Genomic DNA, 16421 nt, shown 5'->3' with positions numbered 1-16421 from the left:
CCCCACAAGCCGTTTCCGCGCGCTTGCGGGTCACTTGCACGTCGGGTGATGCATGGGATTTCCTGACCGGATGAGTGCCGAGCCGTCGTGGGTGAAGGCCTGGACGGGTGGGCTGCCCGCCGTTCATGTCGGCAACGCCGCCGAGTTCAACGCCGCCTTCGGCGGGATGCCGGCCGGGCCTGACCACTACTCGTGCCTGGCGGCCTTCGCCAGTCCGCGGCCCGCCCTCGTCGTGCTGCCGCTGCCCGTGCCGGAGTGGTGGGTCCGGCACCTGGCCGAGACGCTGGGCTGGGGAGAGGTGCGGGTACGCGGCGGGATCGCGGCGGACGGGCAGGTGTCGGCGGCTCTGGCGGGCCTGCCCGAGCTCGTCCCGCCCGGGATGGCGGTGCTGTCCTGGGGCCGTACGCCCGCGTTCGACCGGATCCGGCCCGCTCCCGCCGGGGTGCTGGAGTGCGTCCGCCGCTTCGAGTCCAAACGCGGCTCCCACGAGCTCTTCCGCGAGCTGGCTCCAGGCCATCGCGGGATCCGGATCGCGGCACAGCGCCGGATCGCCGCACGCCGGGAGCTGCGAGGGGCGGCCATGCCGTACGTGCTGAAAACCGAGTACGGAGTGGGCGGCACCGGCACCCAGGTCGTGACGACGTCCCCGCCGCCCCGCAGGGTGCGCGGCCTGCTGCTGGAGGAGTACATCGCGGGCGTCGCCAACCCCACGTTCGACGCCGTCGTCGCCGCCGACGGGCGGGTGCACCCGGTCGGTACGGGCGCGATGGCGATCGACGGCACCCGCTACCAGGGCGTCACCGTCGGCCCCGGCACGCTGCCCGGCGAGCAGGCGCGGACCGCGGAAGCGTTCGGCGCCGACGTGGGCGCGGCACTGGCCCGCCACGGCTACCGCGGCTGGTACGACGTGGACTTCGTGGCCGACCGGGCGGGCCTGCTGGCGCCCACCGAGATCAATCTGCGGCTCACCGGACCCTGCGCGGCGTTCACCATTCAGACGGCGCTGGACGGCCTGCACGGCGCCGGGCACCTGGTGCGCACCCTGGACTGCCTGCCGCTGGGCGCCCGGCTGCCGTCGACCGCGCTGCGCGAGCACGTCACGCGGCTGGCCGCGCACTGCCGGGAGCTCGGCGCGATCCTCCTGGTCACCATCCCGACCGCCGCGTTCGACCCCTTTCCCTACCTGGGGATCGCGCTCGCCGCCCGGACGATCCGGGAGCTCGACGCGGCGGAGCGGGCCGTGCGGGCCGCCAACGAGGCGCTCCGCGCCATGTTCAGCGCCGTCCGTTGGTGACGAAGGCGACGAGCACCGCCGCGGCGATCATCAGGGTGACGTTGAACCCGTAGACCAGGGCGGCCTGCTGCGGCCAGTCGGTCTTGGCGGCCAGGCGGTAGAAGTTGTCCTGCGGCCACCACGCCAGCAGCAGCCAGGCGAGCGCCAGCCAGGCCGCCGTGGTCAGCGGTGCGGAGCGGCCCCGTCGGGCCAGCGCCGAGCGGCCCCGCAGCAGGACCATCACGCCCAGCCCGAACGAGGCGCACTCGAAAAGGTAGAGCCCGAAGAACAGTGCCGCCCACGGCAGCGGCACACCGGACAGGTCGGTGGAATAGGGCCAGAAGACGTTGGTGGTCGAAAAAGCCAGGAAGCCGAACAGGAGCGTGCCCCCGACCACCATCGACCCGCTCCCGGCCGTCGCGCCGCCGCCCTTGCCGCCCGCGGGCCGCTGCCCCTCCGCCACCGGCAGGGGCAGCGCCGCGACGTCGATCTCGCCCTCAGGCGTGCGCGGCAACGCGGGTACCACCGCGACCACCTCGGGCAGCCGCCGCCGCGGCACCAGCTCCGTCAGGAACTCGGTGACCCGTTCCCGGTCCTTCACGTCGGCCACGACGTAGGCGATCAGCTGCTCGCCCTCGACCACGACACACTCGGTCACCGCCGGATGCCCGCGTAAGCGCTGTTCGAGCTCGCCTTCGGTCAATGCCGCCCCCGTCAGTCCCGCCGCCAGGCCACTCGGCCCGTCGATCAACCGTACTCCGCGCCGCCCCCACCGAGATCTCCCGCCGGGAACCTGTGGCTCGCCCGGACGTTCTAAAGTGCAGGCCGACCCAAGGAGATCCGCGGTGGAAAATCTGTTCCAGTACTTCCCGCTGCTGTTCGTGGCGGTGGGCGTAGTGATCGTTCTGGGCTCGATCAAGGGGACCGTCGACAGCAGGCAGTTCGTCCGGCGGGCGCAGCGGGTGCCGGGCGTGGTCAGCGACGTCCGGACCACGTTCACGGGGCAAGGGGAGCACCTGAGGGCGAGGCAGCGGCCGGTCCTGACCTTCACGACCCTGGAGGGGCAGGAGATCACCACCGAAGCGGCGACCACCTCCGGCCTCGGCGTCGGCAACGAGACCGAGGTGCTCTACGACCCGCAGAACCCGACCAGGGCCGTGCCCGCGGCCGACCCCGGCGGAGGCTACGGCGGGATCATCGTCGGATGCGTCGCCGTCGTCATCGGCCTGGCCTTCTTCGCGGCCTTCTCCAGCTTCTCCGCCTCCTCCGGCCCCGGCTTCGGAGAGAGCGAGCGACTGGGCGACCGGCAGACCCAGTGCGAGATGCAGCAGGCCGATGGCTCCTACGAGCCCATCGACTGCCCGGCCGATCTCGACCTCGGCGAGTGATCCCGACGCTCAAATCCGCCGGTCGCGCCGGGTGAAGGTCTAGGACGCGCGATTCAGGGCAGTTCGCCGGTTTTGACGAGCTCTTGGGAGAAGTCATGACCGAAGCCGAAGCCAAGGCGAGACAGGCGGCCGACAGCCCTGCCATGGACAAGCTGGCGCGGGTCGGGCTGGTCTGCCGCGGCGTGCTGTACGGCCTGATCGGGGTACTGGCGGTGCAGATCGCGTTCGGGGACGGCGGGCGGGAGGCCGACAAGAGCGGGGCGATCAGCACGGTCGCGTCGCTGCCGTTCGGGGCCGTGATCTTGTGGATCATGGTCGTGGGGTTCGCCGCCCTGGCACTGTGGCAGGCGTCGGAGGCGATCTTCGGCGCCCATCAGCTCAAGGACCGGGTGGAGCCGGCCGGCCGGGTCGCGGTCTACGTGTTCGTGTGCTCCGCGCTGCTGACCATGGTGCTGACGCACAAGACCGCCTCCGACGACCAGCGGACCCAGGACCTCACGGGAAAGCTGCTCGAGTTGCCCGCGGGGCAGGTCCTCGTGGGCGCGATCGGGCTCGGTCTCGTCGCGCTCGGCGTCTATTGGCTGCGGTTCGGCGTCAAGAAGGAGTTCCGCAAGGAGCTCAGGCCGATGCCGAGGCGGGCCGGCGCGGTGATGGACCGGCTCGGGCTCGCCGGCTACCTCGCGCGCGGGCTGATCGCCGGGCTGGCCGGCGTCTTCGTGATCCAGGCGGCCGTCACCTTCGACCCGGACAAGGCCGGGGGCATCGACGCCACGCTCAGGGCGTTCGCCGACACTCCGGCCGGGCCCTGGCTGCTGGCGGTGGTGGCCCTCGGGCTGCTGCTGTTCGCCGGATACTGCTTCGGAGAGGCCCGCTGGCGGCGTACATGAGGCTGGACGACTGGTTCCTCACCGGCCCCGAACGCGGGAACGACGCGACCAAGCTCGCGCCCTGGACGGAGGGCAACCTGGTGCGCCCGCTCGTCCACGGCGCCACCTACTTCGCCGAGCTCGCCGCGCGGCTGGCCGGCCTCGGCGAGGACGACCTGCTGCTGTTCTCCGACTGGCGCGGCGACCCCGACGAGCGGCTCACGCCGGACGGCCCCGAGGTGGCGGCCGCGATGGCGCGGGCGGCCGAGAGGGGAGCCCTGGTCCGAGGGCTGATCTGGCGCTCGCACCTGGACTTCCTGCGCTTCAGCTCGGCCGAGAACCGGCACCTCGGCGAGGACATCGAGGCGGCCGGCGGGCAGGCGCTGCTCGACACCCGGGTGCGGCGTGGGGGCTCGCACCACCAGAAGTTCGTCGTCCTGCGCCATGACCGGGGACCGGGCCGGGACGTGGCGTTCGTCGGCGGCATCGACCTGTGCCACAGCCGCCGCGACGACGCCGAGCACCTGGGCGACCCGCAGGCGGCGCCGATGCCCGGCGCGTACGGCGATCGCCCGCCGTGGCACGACGTCCAGGTGGCGATCAGCGGCCCGGCGGTGGCCGAGGTGGAGAAGGTCTTCTGCGAGCGCTGGGAGGACCCGGCGCCGGAGACCCGACAGCCGTTCAGGCGGCTGCGTGACCGCATGACCCGGATGGCCGACGTGCCGCCGCTGCCGGCGGCCGGCCCCGCGCCGCCGGCGGCCGGGACGCATGCCGTGCAGCTCCTGAGGACCTATCCCCACCTGCGCCACGCCTATCCGTTCGCGCCGGAGGGGGAGCGCAGCGTGGCCAGGGCGTACCGCAAGGTTCTGACGCGGGCGAGCTCGCTGGTCTACCTGGAGGACCAGTACCTGTGGTCCACGGAGGTGATCGAGCCGTTCGCCGAGGCGCTGGAGCGGGAGCCCGGCCTGCGCATGATCATCGTGGTGCCCCGCCATCCTGACCAGGACGGCTGGCTGGCCGGCCCTGCCAGCCTGATCGGCAGGTCGGAAGCGCTGGCCCGGCTGATGCGCGCGGGCGACGGCCGGGTCGCGATCTACGATCTGGAGAACCACCGGGGCACGCCGGTGTACGTGCACGCCAAGGTCTGCGTGGTCGACGACGTGTGGGCGAGCGTCGGCTCCGACAACGTGAACCTGCGCTCGTGGACGTTCGACTCCGAGCTGAGCTGCGCGGTCCTCGACGCGCAGCCCGACCCGCGTCCGCCCTCGGGAGCCCGCAGGTTCGCCAGGGAGCTGCGGCTCACGCTCGCCGCCGAGCACCTGGACCGCGACCCCGGCGACCTGGAGGATCTGCTCGACCCGGAAAGCGCGTACGAGGCGTTCGCCGAGTCCGCCGCGCGGCTCGAGGCCTGGCACCGGGACGGCTGCCGGGGGCCCCGCCCGCCGGGCCGGCTGCGCCCGCATCCGCGGCCCGGGCTCGACCGCGTCCGCCGGGCGCTGGCCATGCCGCTGTACCGGATCGTCGTGGACCCCGACGGGCGGCCCTCGCGTTTACGCAGGTCGAACGAGTTCTGAGCGCCGCCGCCTCCGTGCGTGCAGGATCGCCCGGGCGGCCATGACGACGCAGCCCACGCCGAGCAGCGCGCCGCAGACCACGTCGGTGAGGAAGTGCATGCCGCGGTACAGGCGCGACAGGCCGACGGCGAGCGGAGCGGCGATTCCGAGCACCCAGATCAGCACCTGGAGCGCTCTGTTGCGGACGTGCGTGGTCAGGACGAGCGCCATCCCGCAGTAGAACGCGACGGCGGCGCTGACGTGCCCCGACGGGAAGCTGGAGGTGGGCGGGGCCGGGTCGATGTGCCGCACGGGCGGCCGGTGCCGGCCGACGGCCTCGGTGGTGGCCAGGAAGATGAGGGACTGGCTCCAGACGGCCGCGACGATGAAGATCGATTCGCGCCAGCGCCGGTAGACCAGTCTGAAGACGATCGCGGCGATCACGGTGAGCGCCACGATGTACGGGGTGTCCGACAGGCTGCTGCCGAAGTCGGTGAGCGTGTTCCACAGCGAGGTGCGGCCGGCGGCCAGGCTCCGGCTCACCGACGCCTCACCGGTGGGCCAGGCGAGGATCGCCCTGCCCACGCCGTACGTCACCGCGGCCATCAGGACCATCGGCAGCACGATCGATAACGCGTAGCGCTTCACTTCTTCTCATCGCCCGCTTTCACGAACTCGGGTTCCACTCCCTCGATCGGCGGCGAGGCGGGCCTGCGTCCCTGCTCGCGCCGCCACGTCTCGAACGCCGCCGCCGTCGCGGCGATCACGGCCACGCCCAGCACGATCCCGGCGACCACATCGCTCACCCAGTGCACGCCGAGCGCGATCCTCGTGTAGCCGACGGACAACACCAGGAAGCAGGCGACGGCCCACGCCACCACCCGTCCCCACCGAGGCAGCATGGGCAGGACGAGCAGGACGAGCACTCCCGCGCCGAGCGTCACGTTCACCGCGTGGCCCGAGGGGAAGGAGTCGCCCGGCGCCAGTGCGACGGGGTCCGGAAGGTGCGGCCTGGCCCGGGCCACGACGATCTTGAGTGCCAGGCCGAGCAGCCCGCCCACGGTGATGGTGGTGACCGCCCAGACGGCCAGCCTCGGCGCGCCCTTGTACAGCAGCCAGACGGCGTACGCGATGACCGCGACGCGCCACGGCCACGGCCCGAACAGATCCGTCCACACGATGAGGAACCTCGTCACCTCGGGATGGGTGAGCGCATACACGTGCAGATATCGCGCGGCTCCCGCGTCCAGTCCGTCGACGGGCATCTTGGCCACGACGAGCAGCAGGGTGAACGGGACCATGATGAGCGCCACCGCCAGGCCGGCCAGCGTCAGTCGCAGTCCCAGTCCCAGTGCGCGGTCGCCGTGGATACTCATTCGCGCACGGCTACCCCGGCACGCGGGATTGATTCCTCCGCCTGAAATCCGGCGCCCGGGGTAGTCCGGGACGCATGTCCCCCATCGTGGCCGTTGTCGCGCACCGCAAGAAGACCCTCGGCGCGGGTCTGGACAGACTACGCGTGCTCATCACCGAGGAGGGCGTCGCCGAGCTCCTCTGGTACGAGGTGCCCAAGAGCAAGAAGGCCCCCAAGAAGGTCCGGCAAGCCCTCGATCAGGGCGCCGAGCTGGTGTTCGTCTGGGGCGGCGACGGCATGGTGCAGCGCTGTGCCGACGCGATGGCCGGCTCCGGCGTGCCGATGGCCGTGCTCCCCGCGGGGACGGCGAACCTGTTCGCCGCCAACCTCGGCATCCCCGCCGACCTCGACGAGGCGGTGCGGATCGGCTTCCACGGCAGGCGGGAGAAGCTGGACCTGGGGGTGCTCAACGGCGAGCACTTCGCGGTGATGGCGGGGGCCGGGTTCGAGGCCGAGATGGTCGCCGACGCCGGCGGGCGGGCCAAGAAGCGGCTCGGCAAGCTGAGCTATGTCAAGGCGGCCGTCCGGCACGTCGGCGAGCCGCTCGTGCCGATGAAGATCAAGATCGACAGGACGACCTGGTTCGAGGGCCGGGCGAGCTGCCTGCTGCTGGGCAACGTGAGCACGATCGCCGGCGGCGTCCAGGCGTTCGACGACGCGCGGCCGGACGACGGCTGGCTGGAGGTCGGCGTCTCGACCGCTCAGGGGCCGCTCGAATGGGCTCGGGTGATCGGCAGGATGGCCGCGGGGCGCTCCGACGACTCGCCGCTCGTCCGGATCACGCGGGCCAGGAAGGTGTCGGCCCGGTTCGGGGTGCCGCTGATGTACGAGCTCGACGGCGGGGAACGCGAGCCCACCCGCCGGCTCAAGGCCGAGGCCGCCGCGGGTGCGCTCACGGTCTGCCTGCCTCTGGACGAGCGGCAGCCGGGTTGACGATCTTTCCCGTAATTCCTACTGTTAATGTAGGTATTGTCACGGGAGAGCGGGGCGGGGTGAGCGCTGTCGCGGTGATCGGGGCCGGTCCCACGGGGACGTCCGTCGTGGAGCGGATCTGCGCCAACGCTCCCGAGCTGCTCGGAGACCACGTGCTGGACGTGCACGTGGTGGACCCGTACCCGCACGGCGCGGGCCGGGTCTGGCGCGCGGGCCAGCCGGACCTGCTGTGGGCCAACTCGGCGGCGGCCGACATCACGGTCTTCACCGACGGGTCGGTGCGCTGCGAGGGCCCGCTCCGTCCCGGGCCGTCGCTGGCCGAGTGGCTCGGGAGCGAGCCCGGGTACTTCGCGCCGCGCCCGGTCCTCAGCCGCTATCTCTCCTTCGCCTTCGGTCAGGTGGTGCGGACCGCGCCGCCCAACGTACGGGTGCGCCTGCACCGGGCCACCGCCGTCGGCCTGGCCGACGTGCGCGGGGGCCAGCGGGTGGAGCTGTCCGGCGGGGGAGCGCTGGAGGTGGACGCGGTGGTGCTCGCGCAGGGCCACCAGGGCGCGCTGCCCTCGCCGCCGGAGGCGGAGGAGCTCGCCTTCGCCGCCCGGCACGGCCTGTCCTACCTCCCCGCCGGGTACGCCGCCGACCTCGACCCGGGCGTGATCCCGGCCGGGGAGCCGGTGCTCGTACGGGGTGCCGGGCTGGCGTTCGCCGACCTGCTGGCGCTGCTCACGTCCGGACGCGGGGGGCGCTTCACCGAACACGGCGGCGAACTGCACTACGTGCCCGGCGGGTCCGAGCCGCGCCTGTACGTGGGGTCACGCAGGGGGGTGCCGTACCACGCCAAGGCCGGCTACCGGCTCGCCGCGCCGCCGCCCGGCCTGCCCGGGTTCGTCACCCCGGGCACGCCTGCCGGGGAGCTGCGGCGGGCGGTGGCCAAGGAGCTGGCGTACGCGTACTACTTCGAGCTGTTCAACGGGCACCCGTCGCGGACCCGGATCGGCTGGGACGCGTTCGAGCCCGCCTTCGCGCAGGCCGAGTGGGGCGGGAAGGAGATGCGCGCGCTCGTCACCAGGTCGGTGCCGCGCTTCGCCGACCGGCTGCGGCTGGACCGGCTGGAGCGGCCGCTGCATGGGATGCGCTTCGGCGACCTGGCCGGGCTGGGGCGCTGGATGCGCGGCTACCTGACGGCCGACCTGGAGCGCCGGGCCGACCCGGCGCACAGCGCGGACCTGGCCCTGATCCACGGCCTGAACGCGCTGCGCGGGGTGGTGCCGGCGGATCCCTGGTTCCAGGGCCTGTACAACTACCTCGCCAGCGGCCCGCCCGCGTCCCGGCTGGCCGAGCTGCGGGCGCTGGCGCGGGCCGGGGTGGTCACGTTCCTGGGCGAGGGCATCCGGGTCGGGCGGGACGAGCGGGCGGGGGTCTGGCGGGCGGTCAGCACGAGCGTGCCCGGCGCGGTGGACGCGCGGGCGCTGGTGGAGGCCCGGTTACCGGAGCCGACCGTGGCCCGCAGCACCGACCCGCTTCTCGGCGCGCTCTTCGCCCAGGGCGAGTGCCGCGAGGAGTCCGGCCTCCTGGACGTCCGCCTCCCGGACCGCCGCCTCGTCGCCCGCACCGGCGCCGTCCATCCCCGCCGCTTCGCCCTCGGCCCGTGGACGGCGGGCGGCCCCGGCACGGCCGGATTCGCCCGCCCGGGCGTCGACGCCCCGCTGTTCCGCCAGACGGACGCCCTGGCCCGCACCCTCCTGAGCGTCACGACCGCCGCCCGCCTCCGCCCGGCGGCGTAGCGGAGCGGCGGGCGTTGTTCAGCTCGGGGCGGGCTGGGGCTCCGGTGCGTCCGCCGAGTGAGTGGCAGTGGCGGTGGCCGTGCGGACGAAGGCGGCGACGGCCGGTGAGCGGCTGTGGTGCGGCCAGGCCAGGGTGAGAGTGAGCGGCGCCAGGTCGCTGACGATCCGGTACGCGATGCCGGGCCGGGGGTGGCGCGGCGCGACCGAGGCCGGGGGGAACCAGACGATGCTGCCCACCTCGACCAGGTTGAAGATCTCTGCCAGGTCCAGGCGTCTCGGCCGGGTCCCTGCCGTCGCCGGGCAGGCTTCCTGACCGTCGGCGGGTGTCCCGTCGGGGAGGACCCTGCCGGTCAGGTCGGCCAGGCGCAGGCGCGAGCGGGCGGCCAGCGGATCGGAGGCGGCCAGCGCGACCAGCCGGGGCTCGGTAAGCAGCAGTTCGACGTCCAGGCCACGTGCGTCAAGGGGTTCGTCAAGGGGAGCGGGCACCAGGGCGACGTCCGCGCGGCCGTCGTGCAGCGCTGACAGTTGCTCCCCCTTCCCGCCCAGCACGAGCTCCACCGGGAGGGCGGCCGCCTCGCTCCGGTACGCGGCGAGGATCCGCGGCAGCAGCCCGCCGTCGTAGTCGGCCTTCAGCGCCAGGCGCAGCCCGGGATCGGACCGGCCGGCGTGCCGGGCCCGCCGGGCGGCCGCGGTCACCGCGTCGAGCGCGATCCGGGCGTCGCGCAGCAGGGTCTCGCCGGCGGGGGTGAGCGCGACGTGGCGCGTGGTGCGCTCCAGCAGCGGCACGCCCAGCTGCCGCTCCAGGGCCCGGATCGCGCGGGACAGCGGCGGCTGCGCCATGCCGAGCCGCTCGGCCGCGCGCCCGAAGTGCAGCTCCTCGGCGACGGCCACGAAGTAGCGGAGTTGCCGGACCTCCAGGTCATTCATACCTCGACAGTATCAATGGTGATCGAATCGGTCCTTCAGGTCTGGCGCGGCGCCGGGTTGACTGGGCTCTCGTCCTTCCCGTCCATACTTCCCTCCAGGGGTTTTCATGATCGTCGTCACTACGCCCACCGGTAAGATCGGCCGCCAGGTCCTCGACCGCCTCATGGCCGCCGGCGCACCCACGCGGGTGATCGCGCGCGAGCCAGACCGGCTGCCCGCCGCGGTGCGCGCGTACGCCGAGGTCGTCGAGGGCTCGCATCGCGAGCTCGACGTGGTCACCAAGGCGTTCGCCGGCGCCCGCACCGTCTTCTGGCTGGTGCCGTCCGACCCTCGCTCCGCGAGTGTCGATGCCGCCTACGCCGGCTTCAGCCGCCCCGCGTGCGAGGCCATCACGGCCCAGGGGGTCGAGCGGGTGGTCGGAGTCTCGGCCCTGGGCCGCGGGACGGCGGTGGCCGGGAACGCCGGGTACGTGACGGCGTCCCTCGCCATGGACGACCTGATCGCGAGCACGGGCGTGAGCTACCGGGCGCTGGCGATGCCCTCGTTCATGGACAACCTGCTGCGCCAGGCCGAGCTGATCAGGAACCGGTCCATGTTCACCTCGCCGATCTCCGGCGACCACAAGGCTCCGCGTTGCGCCACCCGCGACATCGCCGCGGTCGCCGCCGGCCTGCTGCTCGACGACACCTGGAGCGGTGTCGAGGAGGTCCCGGTGCTCGGCCCCGAGGACCTTTCCTTCGAGGACATGGCGCGGATCATGTCCGAGGTGCTGGGCCGCCCGATCCGCTTCGAGCAGTTGTCGGGCGAAGCGTTCAAGGCCGGGCTGGTGGGGTCGGGGATGTCCGAAGTCATGGCTCAGGGGATGCTCGACATGGCGCTGGCCAAGGACGCCGGCCTCGACAACGGCGCCGTCCGCACCCCTCGGACGAGCACCCCCACCAGCTTCCGCCAGTGGTGCGAGGAGGTGCTCAAGCCGGTCGTCCTCGCCTGACGGGGGTGCTCACACGCTGCGCAGGACCGAGACCACGATGCCCAGCACCACGGCGCCGTCGCCGTCGATGACGTCGTAGGCGGGGTTGCGCGGTTCGAGGAACACGTGCCCGCCGCGCCGGCGGAACACCTTGACCGTGGCCTCGCCGTCGATCATCGCGGCGACGATCTGGCCCGAGTGGGCCTCGGGCTGCTGCCGCACCACGACCATGTCGCCGTCGCAGATCGCGGCGTCGATCATCGAATCGCCCCGCACGCGCAGGGCGAACACGGTGCCGCGCCCGGTGAGGTCGCGGGGCAGGGTCAGCGTGTCGTCCACGTGCTCGTCGGCCAGGATGGGGGTGCCCGCGGCGATGTCGCCGACCACGGGCACGCTCACCACGTCGCCGGCGGGCTCCGGCGCCGAGGCCCGCAGGAACAGGCGTACGTCGATCGGCCGGGTCATGGTCGCGCCCCGGCGCAGGAACCCCTTCTCCTCCAGGCTCTTCAGGTGCTTCGACACCGAGGAGGACGACCGCAGCCCGACCGCGTGGCCGATCTCGCGCGTGCCCGGGGGATAGCCGTACCTGACCACCCAATCGCGGATCATGGCCAGGATCCGCTGCTGGCGCGGCGGCAGGGCCGAGAAGTCCAGATACTCGAACGCGTCAGGATCGTCGAAGGTGGTCACCTGCGAAATGCTAGAGGCAGGCCCGGCTAGGCGGTCACCTGCAACACGATCTTGCCCTGGATGTGACCCTGTTCGGCCCGTTCGTGCGCCTTGGCCGCGTCCCGGAGCGGGAAGACGGAGTCGACGCCGACCCGGAGGCGGCCCTCGTCCATCAGCCGGGCCAGCTCCGCCATCTGGGTCCCGTCCGAGCGCACCTGGCCCCCGCGCTTCTCGATGCCCCGCCGGGCCATCTCCTCCTCGCCGTACTCCCCGAGGAAGACGGGGCTGTAGACGCCGCCGTTCCTGATCGCGGGCAGCAGCCGGTACGCCTGGGGCCCGCCGACGGTGTCGAGCACGTAGTCCACGTCCCGGACCACCTCCCCGACGGCGGCCCGCGTGTAGTCGACGAACTCGGTCACCCCCAGATCCTTCAGGAATGCCTCATGGCGCCCGGAGGCGACGCCGATCACGTGGCAGCCGGCGTCGACGGCGAGCTGCGCGGCGAAGTGTCCCACGCCGCCGGCCGCGCCGTTCACGAGCACCCGGCTGCCCGGCTCGAGCTTGATGTAGTCGAACAGGAACTGGTACGCCGTGAGCCCCGCCATCGGCACGCCCGCCGCCCGCAGGTGATCGACGGACTCGGGCTTCCTGGCGAGGTCCCCGGCGGGCGAGGTGGTGTACTCGGCGTACGCCCGGGCGCCCAGGCTCGGGAAGCGGAGCAGGCCGAACACCTCGTCCCCCACCTGCCATTCGGTGACGCCGGGCCCGAGCGCGGCCACGACGCCCGACACGTCGGTCCCCGGCGTGTACGGCAGGGGCAGCTCCGGCCGCATGCCCTCGGGGATGTTGGCGAAGCCCTTCCGGGCGTACCAGTCCGGCGGGTTCAGTCCGGCGGCGTGGACGCGGACCAGGACCTCGCCGGGCCCCGGCTCGGGCCGGGCGATCTCCTCGTACACGAGCACCTCCGGGCCACCCGGAGCGTGGAGGCGCACGGCATGCATGGTCGTGGGCATGGCTTCTCCCAACGGAATCGGCCCCACTATGATGTGGAGCAGTGCTCCGGATCATAACTGGAGCACTGCTCCGCTTGTCAATGGAAGGACCGTGCATGCCGGGCGAATCACCGGATACCGCCGCGCCGAAAACCTCCCCCGAGCTGCGCGCCGACGCGCGGCGCAATCGGGAGCGCATCCTCGCCGTGGCGCGGGTCGTCGTCGAGGAGCAGGGGACCGAGGCGTCCCTGCGCGACATCGCCCGGCGCGCGCAGGTCGGGCTCGGGACGCTCTACCGGCACTTCCCCACCCGGGAGGCGCTGCTGGAGGCGCTGCTGCGGCAGAGCTTCGACCGGCTCGCCGCGCGGGCGCAGGCCCTGGGCGAGAGCGAGGCGCCGTACGAGGCGCTGGTGGCGTTCCTGGAGGACCTCATCGGGGGCGCGGCGGCCTACCGGGGGCTGGCCGCGTCCATGATGGCCACGATCAACGACGAGGAGTCCCCGCTGCACGCCTCGTGCGCGGCGATGCGCTCGGCGGCCGGCCACCTCCTGGAACGCGCCCAGGCGGCCGGGCGCATCCGGGCCGACGTCGACGGGACGGACGTGTTCGCGCTGGCCAACGCGCTCAGCTGGATCACCGACCAGGCGCCGTCCCTCGCCTCGCGCCGCGACCACCTCTTCGCGCTCGTCATGTCCGGCCTCACCGCGCGGTCATGAACCCGCTCGATCAACGGGTGACGTGACCGACGCGGAAGAAGCCGTCCGGGTCGTAGGCCCGCTTGACCTCGCGCAGCCGCCGGAAGTCGCCGGTCGTGTACGCCGCCGCCGTCCTTGCCGGGTCGGCCAGGAAGTTGAGGAACGTGCCGCCGTTGGCGTACGGGCGCAGCTCCTCCGCCAGCCCCGGCACGACGGTGTCCACGATGACCGACAGCTTCGTGCCGCGGTGGCTGACCGGGCCGGCGTCCTGACCCGGGCGGGCCATCGCGCCGCCCCAGTGGCGGATCTCCACGGTCTGCGCGTGCTCCGCGGCCCGCACCAGCGTGCCGATCACCTCGTCGGGCACCGACTCGAACATGTCCATGTGCCGGTTGGGCGTGCCGCCCATGGAGGTGGCCGCGTACGTGCTGGAGCGCGTCTCGTCCAGCAGCGCCCCGCCCGCCGCCCTGCCGGCCGCCCGCCACAGCGGCGCGAGCAGCCGCCTGGCCTCCTCGGCCTCGCCGGCGTGCACCACCTTGACCATGACGACGTGCCTGCCGCGCACCGCCTCCGGCGCGTCCTCGGGCATCCGCCTGAGCACCACCGCCGTGCTGATCTCGTCGGGGGCGTCCTCGATCCAGCTCCGGTACGCGGTCAGCGTCTCGGCCGCCGCCTCGATCGGGAAGTACGCGAACCCCGAGAACACCCGCTCGACCGGGTGGAGGCGGAACTCCAGCGAGGTGACGACGCCGAACCCGCCACCGCCGCCGCGCAGCGCCCAGAACAGCTCGGGGTGGCTGTCCGCGCTCGCCACGACGTGCCGGCCGTCGGCCAGCAGCACCTCGGCGCGCACCACGCTGTCGGCCGCGAACCCGTGCTTGCGCGCCAGCCACCCGAGCCCGCCGCCGAGTGTGTAGCCGGTGACGCCGACCGACGGCGACGACCCCGACAGCGGCGCCAGCCCGAACGGCGCGGCGGCCGCGACCACCTCGCCCCAGAGCGCCCCCGGCCCCACCCGGGCGATCCGCCGGTCCGGGTCCACCAGGACCGAGGCCATGGGGGAGGTCCTGACCAGGACGCCGCCGTCGCACGCCTCGTGCGTGCCGTGCCCGGTCGCCTGCACCGCGAACGGCACCCCGTGCTGCCGCGCAGCCAGCAGCGCGCCGCGCAGGTCGGCCACGCCGTACGCCTCGGCCACCAGGGCCGGGTGGGCGTCCACGCGCGGGTTGAGCGAGCGGCGCAGCTCCTCGTACCCGGCCTCGCCCGGCAGGTGGACGGCCCCGGCGAACCCGGGGAGCGTGATCTCGTCCTGGATGGTGTACGGCTGGCTCATCTCTCGGCCCTTCTCTCCTGTGATCTGAGATCACTGTGCTGGAGGGCGCTTACGGCTTCATTCCCGTCGACTTACCGCGGCCCTTAAGTCCCGAGGATCCTCGCAAGCGGCGGTGACAAAATCCGCCGGCCGTCTCCGTCTCCGGTACGCCACGGGACGTAGGGTCTCGCGCGTCGCCGCCCCCCGTACTACACCGACGGTCGTACGGCCGGACTGATCCGCCGTCCTTGGAGCGGTCAGGTGACGGGTACGATCTCGGCGCCGGTCAGGACGCCGTCCTCGATGGTGAGCAGGCCCAGCGTGCCGTGCGGCTGACGGCGGCGGTCGGTGGGGGAGCCGGGGTTGAAGATACGCAGGCCGTCGCCCGACTCGTCCAGCGGGATGTGCGAGTGGCCGAAGACGACCAGGTCCGCCTGGGGGAAGCGGCGCCGCAGGCGGTCGAGGCGCCCCTTGGCCGGGCCGCTGTCGTGGATCATGCCGATCCGCAGCCCGTCCAGGGTCAGCTCCAGCGTCTCCGGCGCCACCACGTCCGGGCCGTCGTTGTTGCCCTTCACGACGTGGACGGGGGCGTACGCGGCCAGTTCGTCCAGCACGGAGGCCACGCAGACGTCGCCCGCGTGCAGGATGACGTCCGCGCCGCGCAGGTGCGCGGCGACGCGGGGCGGGCAGGAACGCCAGCGCCTGGGCGCGTGCGTGTCCGACAACGCGACGACTCTCACGACCTTTCCCTGCCCGCTCCACGCTCGCGGTACCTCGCCCCGCTCTAAGATCGACCCGTGCAGGAGCCGGACATTCACGCCATAGCCGCCCGACTGGTCGAAGTGCGCGGGGTGGTGGCCGTCGTCCTGGGTGGGAGCCGGGCACGCGGCACGCACCGGCCGGACTCCGACATCGACCTCGGCCTCTACTACCGGGGCCCGCTCGACGTGGCCGCCCTGCGCGCCCTGGCGCGGGAGGTGACGGGCGAGTCGACCGAGGTGACCGAGCCGGGCGGCTGGGGGCCGTGGGTGGACGGCGGCGGCTGGCTCACCGTGGACGGCCTGCGGGTCGACTGGATCTACCGCGACCTCGACCGCGTCCACCGCGTCTGGGACGACTGCCGCCAGGGCCGTTACGAGATCGGCTTCCAGCCCGGACACCCTCTCGGCTTCTACTCCCACGCCTACGCCGGCGAGGTCGCCCTGTGCCAGGTTCTCGCCGACCCCACCGGCGAGCTCGCCGCCCTGCGGCGGGAGGTCGCGGACGGATACCCGCCCGCGCTGCGCCAGGCGCTGATCAGCGGGTTGTGGGAGGCCGACTTCGCCCTGACGATCGGCGGTTACGGCGCCAAGGGCCAGGACCCGGCGTACGCGGCCGGTGCGCTCTTCCGCGCCGTCGGCGTCGCCTGCCACGCCCTGCACGCCGCCGACGGCGCCTGGCTGATCAACGAGAAGGGCATGGTCGCCGCGGCCGCCCGGCTCCCCTCGGCCCCGCCCGGCTTCGGCGAGCGGGCCCAGGCTCTGCTGGCGGAGGTGGGGCGCACCCCGGAGGAGATCGCCCGTACGCTCGACGCCGCGGCGGGCCTCATGGCGGACGTGCGTGCCGCCTGCGGCTGACGCGATGATCGCTGGGATAACCTGACCCGGTG

Annotated in this window: 17 protein-coding genes; 9 read left to right on the top strand and 8 right to left on the bottom strand. The window is 73.2% G+C overall.

From position 1 onward, the window contains the following. The first annotated feature begins 70 nt into the window (after positions 1–70). Positions 71–1294: a hypothetical protein gene (locus tag AB0J87_RS33025; RefSeq protein WP_363971441.1), complete on the top strand. Its 1224-nt coding sequence runs from the start codon at positions 71–73 to the stop codon at positions 1292–1294. On the opposite strand, the gene AB0J87_RS33020 is transcribed toward AB0J87_RS33025, so the two are convergent. Then, entirely contained in the window at positions 1275–2024 is a 750-nt protein-coding gene (locus tag AB0J87_RS33020) for a hypothetical protein (protein WP_363971439.1), read from the bottom strand. The genes AB0J87_RS33025 and AB0J87_RS33020 overlap by 20 nt on opposite strands. A 94-nt stretch (positions 2025–2118) precedes the next feature. Here AB0J87_RS33020 and AB0J87_RS33015 point away from each other — a divergent pair, with 94 nt between their 5' ends. The 3 genes from AB0J87_RS33015 (at position 2119) to AB0J87_RS33005 (ending at position 5101) form a co-directional block, all read left to right on the top strand. Next, on the top strand, positions 2119–2661 hold the full coding sequence (locus AB0J87_RS33015) for a DUF3592 domain-containing protein (protein ID WP_363971437.1): 543 nt from the start codon (positions 2119–2121) through the stop codon (positions 2659–2661). Positions 2662–2756: 95 nt separating this feature from the next. Next, positions 2757–3548, top strand: coding sequence for a DUF1206 domain-containing protein (locus AB0J87_RS33010; protein ID WP_363971435.1), 792 nt, complete (start codon positions 2757–2759; stop codon positions 3546–3548). Continuing rightward, complete coding sequence (locus AB0J87_RS33005; protein ID WP_363971433.1) at positions 3545–5101, top strand: phospholipase D-like domain-containing protein; 1557 nt, start codon at positions 3545–3547, stop codon at positions 5099–5101. The genes AB0J87_RS33010 and AB0J87_RS33005 overlap by 4 nt, the downstream gene beginning before the upstream one ends. On the opposite strand, the gene AB0J87_RS33000 is transcribed toward AB0J87_RS33005, so the two are convergent. Next, complete coding sequence (locus AB0J87_RS33000; protein ID WP_363971431.1) at positions 5078–5728, bottom strand: phosphatase PAP2 family protein; 651 nt, start codon at positions 5726–5728, stop codon at positions 5078–5080. The genes AB0J87_RS33005 and AB0J87_RS33000 overlap by 24 nt on opposite strands. Next, a complete protein-coding gene (locus AB0J87_RS32995) occupies positions 5725–6456 on the bottom strand; it encodes a phosphatase PAP2 family protein (RefSeq protein WP_363971429.1) in 732 nt (243 codons plus the stop codon). Before AB0J87_RS32995 ends, AB0J87_RS33000 begins: the two co-directional genes overlap by 4 nt. A 74-nt stretch (positions 6457–6530) precedes the next feature. On the opposite strand from AB0J87_RS32995, the gene AB0J87_RS32990 reads away from it, so the two are divergent. Together AB0J87_RS32990 and AB0J87_RS32985 are read left to right on the top strand one after the other, a co-directional pair. Then, on the top strand, positions 6531–7427 hold the full coding sequence (locus AB0J87_RS32990; protein ID WP_363971427.1) for a diacylglycerol kinase family protein: 897 nt from the start codon (positions 6531–6533) through the stop codon (positions 7425–7427). A 59-nt stretch (positions 7428–7486) separates the two neighbouring features. After that, entirely contained in the window at positions 7487–9208 is a 1722-nt protein-coding gene (locus AB0J87_RS32985) for an FAD/NAD(P)-binding protein (RefSeq protein WP_363971425.1), read from the top strand. A gap of 18 nt (positions 9209–9226) precedes the next feature. On the opposite strand, the gene AB0J87_RS32980 is transcribed toward AB0J87_RS32985, so the two are convergent. Beyond that, complete coding sequence (locus tag AB0J87_RS32980; protein WP_363971423.1) at positions 9227–10135, bottom strand: LysR family transcriptional regulator; 909 nt, start codon at positions 10133–10135, stop codon at positions 9227–9229. A gap of 106 nt (positions 10136–10241) precedes the next feature. Here AB0J87_RS32980 and AB0J87_RS32975 point away from each other — a divergent pair, with 106 nt between their 5' ends. Further along, positions 10242–11126, top strand: a complete 885-nt coding sequence (locus AB0J87_RS32975; protein ID WP_363971421.1) for an NAD(P)H-binding protein — start codon at positions 10242–10244, stop codon at positions 11124–11126. 9 nt (positions 11127–11135) lie between these two features. Here the strand turns inward: AB0J87_RS32975 and lexA are convergent, their stop codons facing one another. Both lexA and AB0J87_RS32965 read right to left on the bottom strand, forming a co-directional pair. Beyond that, complete coding sequence (lexA, locus tag AB0J87_RS32970; protein ID WP_363971419.1) at positions 11136–11795, bottom strand: transcriptional repressor LexA; 660 nt, start codon at positions 11793–11795, stop codon at positions 11136–11138. Between the two features lie 26 nt (positions 11796–11821). Continuing rightward, positions 11822–12787, bottom strand: coding sequence for an NADP-dependent oxidoreductase (locus AB0J87_RS32965; protein WP_363971417.1), 966 nt, complete (start codon positions 12785–12787; stop codon positions 11822–11824). 95 nt (positions 12788–12882) lie between these two features. On the opposite strand from AB0J87_RS32965, the gene AB0J87_RS32960 reads away from it, so the two are divergent. Continuing rightward, a complete protein-coding gene (locus tag AB0J87_RS32960) occupies positions 12883–13482 on the top strand; it encodes a helix-turn-helix domain-containing protein (protein ID WP_350727378.1) in 600 nt (199 codons plus the stop codon). A 10-nt stretch (positions 13483–13492) separates the two neighbouring features. Here the strand turns inward: AB0J87_RS32960 and AB0J87_RS32955 are convergent, their stop codons facing one another. Both AB0J87_RS32955 and AB0J87_RS32950 read right to left on the bottom strand, forming a co-directional pair. Next, the gene (locus AB0J87_RS32955; RefSeq protein ID WP_363971414.1) at positions 13493–14794 is read right to left on the bottom strand and encodes an FAD-binding protein; all 1302 of its coding nucleotides are present in this window, start codon (positions 14792–14794) and stop codon (positions 13493–13495) included. Between the two features lie 236 nt (positions 14795–15030). Further along, positions 15031–15513, bottom strand: a complete 483-nt coding sequence (locus AB0J87_RS32950) for a metallophosphoesterase family protein (protein ID WP_363971412.1) — start codon at positions 15511–15513, stop codon at positions 15031–15033. A gap of 57 nt (positions 15514–15570) precedes the next feature. On the opposite strand from AB0J87_RS32950, the gene AB0J87_RS32945 reads away from it, so the two are divergent. Further along, positions 15571–16389: a nucleotidyltransferase domain-containing protein gene (locus AB0J87_RS32945; protein WP_363971410.1), complete on the top strand. Its 819-nt coding sequence runs from the start codon at positions 15571–15573 to the stop codon at positions 16387–16389. Positions 16390–16421 lie beyond the last annotated feature (32 nt).

Source organism: Nonomuraea sp. NPDC049625, from assembly GCF_040675285.1.
In the GTDB taxonomy this organism is placed as follows: domain Bacteria; phylum Actinomycetota; class Actinomycetes; order Streptosporangiales; family Streptosporangiaceae; genus Nonomuraea; species Nonomuraea angiospora_A.
The sequence above is the reverse complement of the archived record's forward strand: the minus strand, read 5'-3'. Positions and strand labels throughout refer to the sequence as shown.